The following is a 13,877-nucleotide window of genomic DNA, read 5'->3' on the forward strand; positions in this document are numbered from 1 at the left end:
ACCGGCCCCTCTTTGTGAAAATGCTGCAAGCTTAGGGGCGGGGCTCTGTAAGTCCAGCGAATATCAAACTCTGCAGACGTAAGCGCTACAAAAGAAACTCAATTCATGATATCGGAGATGGCACCTATTGTCTGAGCTGGTTGATATCCGGAACGCAGGATTTTCGGTGTTCGGGGAACTTTGTGGCTCCATCCGCGCGCCTTTGAAAGATGTTGTGATGAAGAAGCTTAATTCTCGGATGCGTCAGCGTCCCGACGACTTCGAATGGCCATGCGCTCCGCGACAAAGGCTTGCCAAGTTTTCGGGCCTCAGCCTGAATTGAAATCGTGTCCTTTATCCAATCCAGATCGCCATGGGCGACAAGCTGTACCTTTTGGGTCTCTGCAACAAACGAGCTGAATGAAACGTCGCCGGCATTGATTTTGATCGGCGCGGCGAGGCACGTGATCTTGCTGTACCCTTTTCTTAACTCTTCGGAAATCAACCATGGAAAGATGCCAAGACCGGACAGTTCGAGAAGACTGGTTGATATTCCGCCATCTGACATCACGATAGATGCCGAACCTTTCATCGAGTTAATATAGGCATCTGCCGAGCGCCTGTTGCCGGTAATTTCAAAATTCCCATGCAACCGCCCGACAGCCGAATATTTGGTATCGAACTCTTTGAACAGCGTCGCCAGATTCCATTCCTTTATCGTACCTTGAAGTGAAAGCAACTGCGGGCTCTTCACCATGTCCATTTTTGCGGTGGCAGAGAAATGACCGCCATCATAGGCGACCTCGACGGGCCCAAGCTGGGCAAGGCCGTTCTTTGCTTTCAGGTGGCTGGATAAACTGGTTATCGCCTCTTCGCCCTCGATTTTCTTGATGTCAATGGACACATCGATGTCCTGATCGAGCAGGAAATCTTCCGCCTCAATGAGGTCGGTAGGTTTCCCTTTCGACCCGCTGCGGTTTGCGCCCCGGGTGCCGGGTTGGCGAAAGCTTGTCGCGACGCGCGATACAATGGCGACAGCGTTTTTGATGTCCTGCAATGCGATGCTTTGGCTGGAAATCTTGCCTTGCGTTATGGCGCGGGCGCCAGCCGTGGATGTCTTTAGGTTGGCGCTCAACTCCGAGCTGCCGGATACCAGTGCAAGTGCACTTGAGAAGTCGTCTTGTTTTCCGTTCGAGGACAGGCTGACCGTTAACGGTCCGGTATTGACCGCTTTCTGGCCGATGGCCACCAGGAATTGCGCGCTGTCTTTGATGTCCAGATTGAAATCGAAGGACAGGTTTTCAAAGTCATTGACGTTCCCGAGTTTAGCCCGGGTGCTCAGCTCCCAAATCTCGGTATCAACCGTGTGCGCATCGAACTGGTTGAGACTGAGGAACCCTTGAAGATCGTCTACAGAAAAGCTGCCTTCGACGCCGCCAAGCGACTTTGCGCTAGGGTCTCGAAAAAACAAGGAAGACGGGATCGACATCGTGCCGTCAAAGTTGATCTCTTTCAGGCGCAACAGGTCTTTGATGTCGCCTTTGGCCGTAAAGTAGGGCTGATCCTGCGGTCCTGCCTGCAGCGCGATGTTTTCCAGCGTGAGGTTCCCATTATCAGCACGAAACAGGCGGCCAAAACGAACCGGACCGATCTGCTTCAACTCGTTGTCAAACGCATTTGTTGTGAGGGTCAGATTCTGAAATTCCAGCGCATTTTCCGCACCGACGATATGGGTCGAAAGGTTGGTGAGCTTCAAATCCTTTAGATCGGTAGCCGTTTCAGGTGGATCCCCTTGCGGATAGAAGCGCCCGTCAATTGCCAGATCGATACCTTCAAAACCGATCAGATCTTCGACCGAGCCTTCCGCTGTCAGCAATTGGCCGTTTGAAAGGTTCAAAGCCGTGCTGAAATCCGTGATTTTTAACTTTGGGTTTTGGTTTTGTATGTCGGCCGCTAAAGCTGCCTGACCTTCAATTTCGCGATCGAGTCGGAGAAGGTCCAATAGATCGCCGATCTCGCCGGTATCCAAAGTCAGTCTGCCTTCGAAGCCGCCACCATTTTCCGCTGAGATCGGGTTGCCGTTGAAATCAAGTTTCATCGCCCCGAAATTCGCATTTGTTGTGAAGGGTTGCCCTCGTGGATAGTCGCCTTTGATCTGAAAGCTCTGCCCGTTTACAGTTCCATGGCTTGTCACCGTTGCGCCTGCATCATCACCCAGTTGATCCAAGTGCAGGTCCGTCAGTCTGAAATCGAACTTGAAGCCCGTTGTTTCGTTATCGACGATCAGCGCGACCGACGAGAATGCAGCTGTTTTGTCGCTAAGGAACTCCAGAATACCATCCGTTTCGTTCTGTATTCCTAACGCTGTCGTACTGACTTCAGGCCGATCGCTCGCGACCCAGCTTTTATTCCCATCCGTGTCGGTCAGCATTTGAACTTTCAGGCCATCGATAACCAGGTTGTCGATATCAATCTGACCGGACATCAACGCGGGCAGGTTCAATTCCAACTCCAGGACGTTTAAGGTCGCCAGATTCACATTTTCAATGGCCTCGCTGGGCACTTCTACGTCGGTTGCGCGAACGTGGCTTGTTACGCCCAGAATGATGCTGACATCACCTTCAATATACACCGTCTGGCCGATTTGTTCTGAGAGCATCTTTTCCAAAATCGGGGTTCTAAACCCAGAGAAAATAGGCAACGCCAAAACGGACCAAAACAGCACGACAACAAGAACGGCGAGTAACGCTGCACGTCCTGTTTTTCGCAAGATCACCCTCATAGCATCCCACCACATTTGGCGCACATCGCCTGCGTCCTTGAAAACGTCTGCACCGAGAGGGTACCGAACTGCGTTGTGTGAAGAAACAAAATTGAGCTTTGTTAGAAATCGTCGCAATTGAATGGCTGAACGTTTCGTGGCCGGACTGGGCAAAGAATGGGGGGGACGGGACCAAGGTAGTCGATCAAGCTGGATTACAATCCGGCCGAGGTGATTGACGGCTCGGCACGTCAGGTCGTTTGCCCAGAGGAAACCACCAAGGACGAGCCTGTCGAGCCCCGGCACTCTGAGGGCAAGCAGCTCAGATCGCTTGGTCTTTGACAGGTCTTGTCAGAAGAGCTTGGGTTAAGGTGGGCAGGGGGCTTTCGTAGTCTCGATCCCTGAATATCCGGTCGCCAACCGAAGACTTCAATACCAGTCCCGAGTTCATCCGTTCGACTGTGGTACCGTACGTTCAGTTCCCTCTATCTCTGCGAAACGTGGATGACCTTTTGCACGAGCGAGGCATCGAAATGAGCCAGGAAACTGTCCGCTATTACTAGAATTGTTTCGGCCCGATGTTCGCGTCGGAAGTTCGCCGTCGTCCATTCCTGCGTCTATAACCACTTCGACCAGGAAAGATCGCTCGCTTGCTGCGGCATCGTCAAGCCGAAGCGCGCCGCCGCTCTTGCCGAGCGGCGTCAACTTTAGTCCGGATCGGTTCGCGATTTCCGCCGCAAACTTAGACTGGTTCGAATTCGTCTGACGGCACCGCGCTGTCAACGATCCTTCGGCCGTGCCATTAAAACCTGAATTCAAGTCCAACCCGGCCAGACAACTGATAGGAACCAGACGCTTCAAAAACCGCTTCTGTTCCAGCGCTGACGATCACCCCGTTTTGCGTCTGGTATTCTCCGGACACGTTTACGAAGCCACCCAAGGTATTGTTGTCGCCACCGGTGTTGAAACTGATGTTCTGGCCAAGCAAAACCCCATCAATGCTGTCGCCACCAAAATTCGTCCGCGCGTCGAGCCCAGCTTGCACACGGTAGTTCAAAATCGACCCGTCACCAGTGATCTTCTGTTTCGGCGCAGCGATCTTCAGGCGGGCCACGCCCACGTGAACCGCGCGGCTATCGATGGTTTGCGGCGAGGTTGTTCCGGTCTCGGTATAGCTGTCCAGAAACAGGCCTGCGTATTGCACACCAAAACTTCCTTCGATCGCATGCCCGGCTATTTGCGCTGGCTTTGTGACTGACACGGCAGGGGATACAAACCAGCCATCGAAATTTGCCGAGATGGTCTCGGTACCCCCGGCGACGGTGTTGTTGGCCGCCTGCCTTTCCTGATCGAAGTCGGAGTAACCAAGCGTAAACGACATATCGACAATTGAACGGCCCCAATGGGCAGAAGCATAAGACCCCAGAAAGAAGCTTTTGCTGTCTACAGATTGCGATACGTCATCGGCATTAACGCCGCCGCGCGAGCCGCCGAGAAAGAAACCCGCTTCCAATCCGGCGATATTGACCGGGTCGATACCTGCGATAAGCCCCCCGACCCATTGCGTGTTCTCGGCAACCTGACCATCCGCGTCCTGATCACGGTATGAACCGAACGTGTCCAGCCAAACAGATTGCCCGTCTTGGGGTTCGACAAAGTTGAAGACCGGGCGCGTGCGTGTGGCCGTAGGCTCGCCGGACGATCTGAGGCTTTGAAACCTGCTGTCCAGAACCGAGGAAATCCCGCCGACCAGATCGGCAAGCTGTTCGTCTTGCGTGGACAGCGCCGTTGTGTTGAACACAGAAAGCCGGTTGCCGGACAGAACAAACGGGGCACCATTGGTCACGATTTGGTTCGGGGCACCATTGAAGGTATAGTTTATCTCACCAAGATCGCCGAGTGACAGTGTCTGCGTTCCGCTGCCCTGAAAGGCAATCTGCCCCTCGATCACCGATCCCCTGCGAAGTTCCAGATAGGCATTTGCACCAAGAAATTCGATACCATCGCCAGCGTTGCCGGACCCAACTGAACCCGAATTCACGACGCGAACATTGTCGCCGGACGTGCCGATCAGATCAATCTGACCTGCGTTATCGATTGACGTGTTGCTGCCCGCGCCAACAAATGATCCTGCGCGCCCGGTGTTGGCAAAGCGCGCGCCTGTCCCATCCGACCGGACCAGCCCCGATACTGTCCCTGCGTTGGTGATTGTGGAACCTGAACCATCTGCCACCAGCGCGGCAACCTGGCCGGAATTGGCGATGCTGGCGTTGTTTGCCGTCATCTCAATTGCGCCACCCACAGTACCAGAGTTGGTGACGGAAACACTATCCGCCTCAACAAAGATGTCATCTGCAATTGTGCCTGAGTTCTGAACGCTGGCCCCCATTGCCCGAGCCTCGACAAGGATGTCGTTGGCGCTGCCGGAATTGACAATCCGCGACCCCACCCCCCGGATTTCAATCTGGTCGGTGACGTCGCCGGAGTTGATAACCAGCGCGTTGTCGCTAAAGCTGCGAAGGTTTGCGCCGATCAGGCCCTGATTGGTTATGACTGCGTCATTTCCAGCCGCAAGGATGCTGCCGCCTATGGTGTTGAGATTCGTGATGTCCGAGCCGGTCGCGAAGGTCAGAACATTCAGGTTGATGACACCTGTGTTCACGATGTCGGAGTTCGCCGAACCTGTGCTGACAGTCTGGGCAACAGTGCCCGAATTCACGACGCCTGCGTTTTGGCCGCTGGTCGTAATGAAGCTGTTTACAACGCCCGCATTCGTGATCAACGAGTTGTCCCCGAAGGTGACGATGCTGTTTACGGTACCTTCGTTCTCGATTGACGAAGCGTCGCCCTGGCTGTTCAACTGCGTGGCTGTGCCCGAGTTGAAGATGCTGGAGTTGTCTCCCTGCACCGTGATGAAACTGCCAACGGATTGAGTATTTGTCACGTGCGAGTTGGCACCGGACGCGGTGACGCTGCCGCCGATATTCCCAAAGTTATTCAGAACAAAGTCGCTGCGGCTCTGGGAAACAAACCCACCTATTGTGCCGGTGTTTTCGATCACGGTCCCGATGTTGTCCAGATCAATATCGCCGGTGATCGTGTCAGAGTTTTCGATCCGCAGGTTTTGCCCCACGGGGATCGAGATGATCTCGGACAGCGTACCGGAATTAGTGATCGTGATGTTATCGCCGCCGACAACGGTGAAGCCAGCCGTTCCCTGATTGATAAACCGCGCGTTCGTGCCCGTGATGTTGATGACATTAAAGGAATTGCTGGCGAGGTTGCCGGTGTTCGTCAGAACGCCATCCCGAGATCCGAGCCGTACATTGCCCGAAATGCCCGAGTTGTTGATTGTGCTGCCATCCCCGTTGATCGCTATTTCGTTTACGGTTCCGGAATTGGTGATGTCCGAGCCCGCGCCAATGGTGCTCAGGTCGGGAAATCGAAACGGGAATGTGCTGCTCGTATTCACGATGTCCGAGTCGTCGCCTATCGTGGCGATGAAAAACCCACCGCCCCCGTTATTGGTCACACCGGAATTGTTCCCAAAGCTAACAACGCCACCTGTCACGTCCCCCTCGATCAGAATAGTCGAACCGTCGCCGGTGGATTCAACACGTCCAAGAGTTGTTCCGCTGGGCACCACACAAGGGACCGTATTAACCGGATCACCTGGGGCGCGATGGTCCAGACAAACACTCTGCGCATCTGCTTGGGTCGGCTGTATTAGGCTAGCCAGACCAAAAACTGCCGGAAAACTGATGCCAAAACCTTGCCTGCTCTTGATCGCCATATACGTGTCACCCGCGCAAAATATTGAAAGACTAGTTGGGGAGATTGCGCCTTCTCTGACAGTCGTCAAATTAACATTTTAATCATCAGCTTTCTGCCGCACATGGGTTTTCAAGTGTTGTATTTCCGCCGCGTTCTTCCTGAACAGTGACCAGGACTGCAACGCCAATTGCAGTCAATGGAGTGACCAGAGGTCTTTGCAAATCTTGGGTGCAAAGACGGATCGAAGGTTTTTTCACGGTTGTCATCAGATTGCGTCAACAGTGACCAAAGACAGCTTGCGACGAATGGTGGCTCAGAAGGGCTACACTGCAGCATCCGAAAAGGCATAGAGGGTTCGCTCTGGGTCGTCAGTGCCTGATTTCATAACCCGCGCCACACAATTTATGGCTTGCAAAATCTGATCAACCGCCCTGCAAACGGGCCGTGATTTCGGACAGCCGTGACCAGGATTGGAACGTGACCGGCAAAGCAAGCGCAGCTTCGGCAAACTCCCACGAATAGCTGACAATCGAAAAGAGCATTCCAGGTGTTGCATCCAGGTTTTGCGTCGCGAACCAAAGGTTGAACAGGATCAGACCGATCAGAAGGATGAAAATCGTGCCATAAAGGAGCGCTTCGGTATCCGAGAGCTTCACTTCATATTTGCGCAGTCTTTTCAGATGTACCAGAACGGGGCGTTCTTTGCGGTTTCCCAGAAGACTGACCTGATGCTCCATTTGCTGGTTCAGTGCCCGGTTCCAGTGCCAAAATGTCGAGTGAAACAAGACGTAGATGGATACCATTCCGATCAAAACCCCGCAGGCTGAAAGAGCCAGAATTGGCGAGAAGTAGAACAGCAAAACCGCCGAAACAACGAACTGTACAACCCCGGCAATCGCGTTGGGTAACACCTCTTCCAGAAAGTCGGCCAGTTCGCGCCCCATTCCGATCCGGGCGTTCAGCGATGAAACAGGCAGGTTCGAAAACCGCGAAGCTAACGCCTTGCCCAATTCAACTCGGATCGTTCCGTACACACGTGTATCGTAAATCCGGCGGATCACGCTGATCAGTGTTAGAATGATCATGATGGCACCTAAGTGCAGAAAGGGCTGAAACTCACCCCTAAGCAATCCATCTATAGCGAAGCCGATGAAAAGCGGGATCAACACGGTCAGTGCCGTTTCCGCCAGGATCACAAACCAAGTGAGTCCCACCCGCCAGCGAAACACGCTCAAAAGCGCGCCGATTGTCAGTTTTCGATCTGTCAGCATGGCGCACTACTGATCATAGTGAATGCGAACGCGGACATCGCCCGGCCAGACCGAGGCGGCCTTGAAATCGGGCTCATCCTCTGGGTTTGGGGCACCTGTCGAACCCAAGCCCTCCAACAGTTTCGTCGCAGTCATGTTCAGGTCTTCGTCCTTGTTTTCATCGTGAAACAGCAGCACAGCGTAGGGGCCAGCTTTCAGATCGGCGAACTCATGGCTGACACTGCCTTTGCGCGACGGAATCTGGGCATAGTCGATGGCACCCCAGACATCCAGGCTGTCAAAGGCGCGGGCGTCATCAAACACGAGGATCACGATGTTTCCTTTGGCGTTGCGGATGCCGTCGATGGTGACATTCAAACCATCTGCAGCGGCAGGTGTCGCCAGCGCCATCAGGGTGAATGCGGGAGCCAGGAGGGTCCGTGTCATGTCTTTGTCCTTTCTTCAGAAAGCCGCACAAGGGATGGCTTGAAAACGCCGAGAACATCTTCGGTGATGGCGATCAGCACCGGCACCAGCAGCAGCATCAAGGCGGTACCGAAGAGTTCGCCAAATGCCAGAGAGATTGCCGCAGGGATCAGATACTGCGCCTGCTCAGAGGTTTCGGTCAGCAAAGGAAGCAGACCAATCACGGTCGTTGCAGTGGTCAGAAAGATCGCCTTGAAACGTCCGACGCCTGCGCTTTTCAGCGCCAGATTTACGGGCTTACCTTCCTCTCGCGCCTGATTGTAACGGGTGATCATGACCAGACTGTCGTTCACGATCACACCGGTCAAAGCCAGCATGCCGAAGAACGAAAACAGCGACAGCGAGACATCCATGATAAGGTGCCCGACGGCGGCCGCGATAAAGCCAAAGGGGACAATGGCCAGAATGACAAAGGGTTGCCAATAGCTTTTCAGCGGCACGGCCATCAGCACATAGATCAGAACTGCCGCAAGCAGCAGCGCACGTTTCAGGCCATCGCTGATATCGGCCATCTCTTCCAGTTCGCCAGCAGGCAGGACTGTTACGCTGGGATATTTAGCTCGCAGTTTCGGGACCAGTTGCTCGAACACCGCCTGACCAACCTCTTCGGGGGCGACACGATCACGGTCGATGGACGCGGCCACGATATTCATGCGCTTTCCGTCACGACGATCGATGGTGCCAGAAGTGTAGGTGCCTTCGATTTCAGCCACCGTCTCAAGCGGCACCCAGGCGCCGGACGCGCTGCGCAACTGAGTCTGCATCAGATCGGCCAACGTATCTCGGTTTTCCCGCGCGTTCTGCACGACCACGCGGACTTCGGATCCATCGCGTCTGACCTTGGTCACCTCGGCCCCGCCAAACCCATAGCCAATTTGTCTGGCCAAGGCCTCGGCGTTGAATCCAAGGTGCCGCGCGTCCGGGCGCAGGCGGAGTTTCAGTTCGGGCTGGCCGCCCGCCAGGCCGTCCCGCACATTCGCCACGCCTTCGATGTTCGACAGGAAGTCTTTCATCTCGGCGCTGGCTTGTTGCAGCAAGTCTTCATCTTTTGATGTCAACCGGATGCGAAACCCACCGGCGAGTGTTTCCGACCCGGTAAACTCCAGCTCGGTTGCACCTTCCACCGCGCCAACCCGGTCGCGCCATTCACGGACCACAGTGAGGATCGGAACATCCGGTCTCTCGGCCACCGGGATCATCTCGGCGTATATTTGCGCGCTTCCTGCGCTGTTGATGATGGCGAACACCGTCTGAACGGGCGGCGTGGCCATACCCGCGTCCGCGGCAAGGTCGGCGTTCAGGCCGTTCAATACGGCTTCGATCCGGTTCACGTTCGAGCGGGTCAGAGGGAAGGGCGCGCGGGCGTCCATCTCCAGATTCATCGTGATGATCTGACCGGGCACCTCGGGAAAGAACACTGTCCTGACCTTACCCTTGTACATCAGGCCAAGCCCCAGCGTTGCAGCGGCAATGAACAGGATCAGCACGGTGTATCGCTGCCGTACGGCCGCAACGAGCAGAGGCTGGTAGATGCGGTCCCGAACCCAGTCCAATCCGCCCTGCGCAGCATCCTGTACCCGGCCCCACAGGCGGGTCAGCAGATACCGACGCTCTTGCCCCATAGAAACCTGTGCCAGATGGGCGGGCAGGATGAATTTGCTTTCGATCAGCGAGAAGATCAGTGTCAGGATCACGATGCCTGCAAACCCTGCCAGCACCTTGCCCAGCGGATTGTCTATCAACAGCATTGGGAAGAAAGCCGCGATTGTGGTCAGCACGCCAAAGACGGTCGCAACCGCCACGCGATGCACGCCGCGCTCGGTGTCCTTGATTGGATTCTTGCCCTTGCGACGCTCCTCGAAAACGCTCTCGCCGACCACTACGGCGTCATCAACCAGAATGCCCAAAGCGATGATCAGGCCAAACGTGGTGACATCGTTCAGCGAATAGTCCACCCATTTCGAGCCCGAGACCGCAATCGCCCCCATGACCGAAACCGGAATACCCATAGCGACCCAGAAGGCCAACCTAACGTTCAAGAACACCGACAGCATCAGGGTGACAAGGACCAACCCCTGCACCCCGTTCGACCGCAACAGCGCCAGGCGGTCCGAGATGTAACCAGCACTGTCGCCCCAGACCTCGACCTGAACCTGCGAAGGCAGTTGGCGGCTGAACTCATCCACTGTGCTGCGCACCACATCACTGATCTCAAGCAGGTTTTCTTTCTGCCCGACCAGAACCTCCATCCCTACGGTTGATTTGCCGTTCAGCCGGAACAGGTACTCGCCTTCGTGAAACCCGTCCTCGATTTTGGCAATATCGCCCAAAGGCACAAAAGACCCGTCTTTGCGTTCAATGACAGGCAGGGCAGCGTATTCCGGCACGTATTTCGCCCTGTCATCGGCTCGCAGATAAATCGTGCCGCCCTCGGTCCGAAGACGGCCTGCCTGAAAGACCAGTGAATTCCTTTCGATGGCGCGAGTTACATCCGAAACGGTTAGGCCATAGTGGCGCAACAGCGCCGGGTCGATTTCGATGCGCAATTCCCGAGGGATCAGCCCCCAGATTTGCAGCCGGGACAGTTCCGGTTGTGCCAGTAGCTCTTCTTTAAGGCGTTGCGCCAGGCTCTGCAAAGTGGCCGGGTCTGTTTCGCCGTAGAGGTTCAGATACAATGCAGGGAAATCGAACCCCGACGCTTCGATTACAGGGCGTCGCGCGGTTTCGGGCAGATCGGTCAACCCGTCGATCCGAATACGGACCCGGTCCAGAACGGCCTGCAGTTTCTGGCCACCTGCGCGACGCACAGTCACCACACTCAGATCATTCTGGGATTGGGAGGTCACACTACGCACGCCTTCCAGCCCTTCAAGCGCCTGTTCAACTTTCTGGGTCACCAATTCGTCGACCTGTTCGGCCGTGGCGTCCGGAAACTCGATCGCAATTGTGACGCTTTCTGGCGGAATACGCGGGAAGCCTTCGATCCGAATGTTCAGCAGCGTCTGCACGCCTAGGAAAAGGATTAGCGCCATCATCAGATTGGCAGCGACCGGATTGCGGATATACCAGGATGTCAGCGTGTGCATGGCTCATCCCCCATCCGACTGCGGCGTCACCCGCTGACCCGGCAGAAACGAAGCCAGAGGTGTCCTGGCCACGCGCCACGGGCCATTCCCATCGGGGGCCATGACTGTGACTGTACCTTCGCTGCGGAACAGGATGTTCGGGCTGAGCCTCTGCAGATGGTCCTTATTATCAACAAGCCATATGTACCCTGCACGGGTCAGGGCGCTTTCCGGTAGGGTCACGGTGTCTGTGATCCGGCGTCCGGGAATGTGAACCTGCACGAAATCTCCGGCGAGAATGCCGTCATCGGGATGTGTGACGTCCAAAAAGACCCGCACCTGTCGCGTGTCTTGATCCAGGAAACCGCCTCCACGGCGGACTTGGGCCTGCCCCAAGGCTTCGCCCGAGCGCTGCGTCAGATCAGCCGTAACGCCAGAGATCGGATGATCCAGAAGCGCCCAATCCGCTTGACTGAATTCCGCAACCAGTTCGAATTGCCGGTCGTCCGAAAGATGTATCAGAGCATCGCCTGGGTTAACCGTCTGACCGAGGCTGGCAAAACGATGGGTCACAAAGCCTGAAAACGGGGCAACAACTTCAGCATTCTTCAGCTCATTTTGCGCCGCATTCAGGCGTGCCTGCGCCGCCGCGACGGTTTTTTCAGCGATGCGCAATTGCGGCAGGTTCACAGCCAGTTCGTTCGGCGGTTCTGTTTCATCCCGGTCGAACTGGCGTTGCGCAACGGTTACGTTGTTCTGCGCGCGCAACAATGCCAGTTTCGCTTGCTCAAGCGCCATCTCGGCTTCCGCAACGGTGCTCTGATAAGGCGCGTTTTCGACTGAAAACAATGGGTCACCCCGTTCCACCTGCGCCCCGGCCAAAGCGGCGGGGTGTACTGCGGTGATACGCCCGGACACAGCAGATCGCAGCTCGGCATCCCACCGAGGCCGAACTTCGGCAAACGCCGTAACCTGCGCTTGCACGGTTTCCGGTGCAACGCGGACGAAAGATACAGTCGGCGGAGGCGGTTCGGTGTTCGTAGTCTGAACATCAATTGTATCTTCGGTGTCGAACAACAGCATGACGACCGCGACCAACAGCGCCACTGATACACCAATCCAAAGCCACCGTCGGGCGAGCCTTTGCCTGGTTTCCAAAGTTTTGTCTGTCACAGTCTTGTTTTTCCTATGCCGCCGAATCCATCGCACCTTGTAGAGTGCGGTAGAATTTCATATACTATGAACGATCGTTCGTTCAATATGAAATGTGAAAATGACCAAAGACAGCCAAAAGCCAGGTTCAATCCGGGAAAAGGCAACGGCCAAGCGGCGTAACCAGATTTTGGAGGCCGCAGTTATGTGTTTCCTTGAGCGCGGCTATCATCAGACAGGTGTCCGCGACATCGCAACCCGGGCGGGCGTCAGCCTTGGAAACCTCTACAACCATTTTCGTGGCAAACATGATGTGCTTGTGGAAATCGCAATGCTCGAACGCCGCGAGATGGAGCCGTTTCTGAAAATCCTAAACTCCAAAGCGCCCGCGCCCAAGGTGTTGAAAAAGTTCATCAGGGCCTACGCCAAATACCTGGCTGCGCCTGAAAACGTTATTCTCACATTGGAGATTTCGAGCGAAGCCGTTCGCCAGCCGGACATCGCGCAGTTGTTTGTCGAGAACCGCTCTAGCTTGACCGATGCGCTGGAAACCGTTGTGAGGCGAGGGATAACAGGCGGTGACTTGCGCGCTGTTCCTGATCCTCTTCAAGCGTCACAACTGGTGATAGAGGTTCTGGAGGGCAGTGCTTATCGCAGTGTGCTGTCAGAAACACCAATGACTAGGATCATCGGGTGCGTTGAGGATTTTATCCTGAGTTCTCTTCTGGTGCGTCAGTAATACTTGCATTGCGTATTGGCTTGAAACTCATGACAGTCAGCTAGGGAAGTGTCGCACTGCGGCATTCGCGCGGACGGCAAAGCTCCGTTTTGGGATGGTTCGGCAAAGGCCACGCCGTAACCTATGCCAAATTTCTGTCTGTTGAGGAACTCCTCCACGGCATCTGTCGCGGCCTTCACAGCCTCAGATTAGTAGCAGAAATCGACACGGGAGAACTGTTCAAATGCCAGTTTCTCGTGTTCGCATACCAACTTCTCGGCAAATTGGGTTGAGCTAGGGGCAATAGGTTAACATTTCTTAACTTGGAGGCTGAAGCCTTGTACGAAAACCTCTCACGAACCACCTAACAGGGTAACACATTTGCCAAATTGAGAGGCGATCATGATGAAAAAGATAGTGTTGACCAGCATTCTTGGTGGTTCGTTGCTGTTGGCTGCATGCGGAGCGCCAACAACGCCGACGCAGGCTCAGGTACAGCATGATGCTCGGTGTGCAGCGGGTGTTCTGGGTGGGGCTGCCCTAGGAGGAGTTGTCGGGAACCGCTTCGGTGGCGGTACGGGCAAGACCCTGTCCACGGCGGCTGGCGCTGGACTTGGGATGTATGCAGGTCAAGCAGTCTGTCACTGACGACTTGTAGTCGAAGGCTTCACTCGCGTTCCGAAAGTTCTTCA

The 13,877-nt window shown here is 55.2% G+C and carries 8 protein-coding genes and 1 pseudogene; 3 read left to right on the plus strand and 6 right to left on the minus strand.

Translation table 11 applies throughout. From position 1 onward, the window contains the following. Positions 1–124 precede the first annotated feature (124 nt). On the minus strand, positions 125–2,761 hold the full coding sequence (locus ACR0JN_RS02680) for an AsmA family protein (RefSeq protein ID WP_480884011.1): 2,637 nt from the start codon (positions 2,759–2,761) through the stop codon (positions 125–127). A gap of 380 nt (positions 2,762–3,141) precedes the next feature. Between ACR0JN_RS02680 and ACR0JN_RS02685 the strand changes: the two are divergent. Beyond that, positions 3,142–3,300, plus strand: a pseudogene (locus ACR0JN_RS02685) (IS6 family transposase); the annotation flags it as partial. A gap of 242 nt (positions 3,301–3,542) precedes the next feature. On the opposite strand, the gene ACR0JN_RS02690 reads toward ACR0JN_RS02685, so the two are convergent. From ACR0JN_RS02690 to ACR0JN_RS02710, 5 genes are all read right to left on the minus strand, one after another. Continuing rightward, positions 3,543–6,383, minus strand: coding sequence for an autotransporter outer membrane beta-barrel domain-containing protein (locus ACR0JN_RS02690; protein WP_480884013.1), 2,841 nt, complete (start codon positions 6,381–6,383; stop codon positions 3,543–3,545). Between the two features lie 553 nt (positions 6,384–6,936). Then, positions 6,937–7,785, minus strand: a complete 849-nt coding sequence (locus tag ACR0JN_RS02695) for an ABC transporter six-transmembrane domain-containing protein (protein ID WP_480884014.1) — start codon at positions 7,783–7,785, stop codon at positions 6,937–6,939. 6 nt (positions 7,786–7,791) lie between these two features. Further along, positions 7,792–8,211, minus strand: coding sequence for a DUF2141 domain-containing protein (locus ACR0JN_RS02700; protein ID WP_480884016.1), 420 nt, complete (start codon positions 8,209–8,211; stop codon positions 7,792–7,794). Beyond that, positions 8,208–11,336 (minus strand): efflux RND transporter permease subunit, encoded by a 3,129-nt coding sequence (locus ACR0JN_RS02705; RefSeq protein ID WP_480884018.1) that lies wholly within the window; start codon positions 11,334–11,336, stop codon positions 8,208–8,210. Before ACR0JN_RS02705 ends, ACR0JN_RS02700 begins: the two co-directional genes overlap by 4 nt. A 3-nt stretch (positions 11,337–11,339) precedes the next feature. Continuing rightward, on the minus strand, positions 11,340–12,488 hold the full coding sequence (locus ACR0JN_RS02710) for an efflux RND transporter periplasmic adaptor subunit (RefSeq protein ID WP_480884020.1): 1,149 nt from the start codon (positions 12,486–12,488) through the stop codon (positions 11,340–11,342). Between the two features lie 100 nt (positions 12,489–12,588). On the opposite strand from ACR0JN_RS02710, the gene ACR0JN_RS02715 reads away from it, so the two are divergent. Both ACR0JN_RS02715 and ACR0JN_RS02720 read left to right on the plus strand, forming a co-directional pair. Then, positions 12,589–13,206: a TetR/AcrR family transcriptional regulator gene (locus tag ACR0JN_RS02715; RefSeq protein WP_480884022.1), complete on the plus strand. Its 618-nt coding sequence runs from the start codon at positions 12,589–12,591 to the stop codon at positions 13,204–13,206. A gap of 384 nt (positions 13,207–13,590) precedes the next feature. After that, entirely contained in the window at positions 13,591–13,833 is a 243-nt protein-coding gene (locus tag ACR0JN_RS02720; RefSeq protein WP_480884355.1) for a glycine zipper 2TM domain-containing protein, read from the plus strand. The last annotated feature ends 44 nt before the right edge of the window (positions 13,834–13,877 follow it).

This window comes from Ruegeria sp. G12, assembly GCF_056533565.1.

Bases quoted from the DNA above. Each gene is read 5' to 3' on its own strand.
- ACR0JN_RS02700 (WP_480884016.1), bottom strand. From the start codon at position 8,211: ATGACACGGACCCTCCTGGCTCCCGCATTCACCCTGATGGCGCTGGCG.
- ACR0JN_RS02680 (WP_480884011.1), bottom strand. From the start codon at position 2,761: ATGAGGGTGATCTTGCGAAAAACAGGACGTGCAGCGTTACTCGCCGTT.
- ACR0JN_RS02715 (WP_480884022.1), top strand. From the start codon at position 12,589: ATGACCAAAGACAGCCAAAAGCCAGGTTCAATCCGGGAAAAGGCAACG.
- ACR0JN_RS02695 (WP_480884014.1), bottom strand. From the start codon at position 7,785: ATGCTGACAGATCGAAAACTGACAATCGGCGCGCTTTTGAGCGTGTTT.
- ACR0JN_RS02705 (WP_480884018.1), bottom strand. From the start codon at position 11,336: ATGCACACGCTGACATCCTGGTATATCCGCAATCCGGTCGCTGCCAAT.
- ACR0JN_RS02720 (WP_480884355.1), top strand. From the start codon at position 13,591: ATGAAAAAGATAGTGTTGACCAGCATTCTTGGTGGTTCGTTGCTGTTG.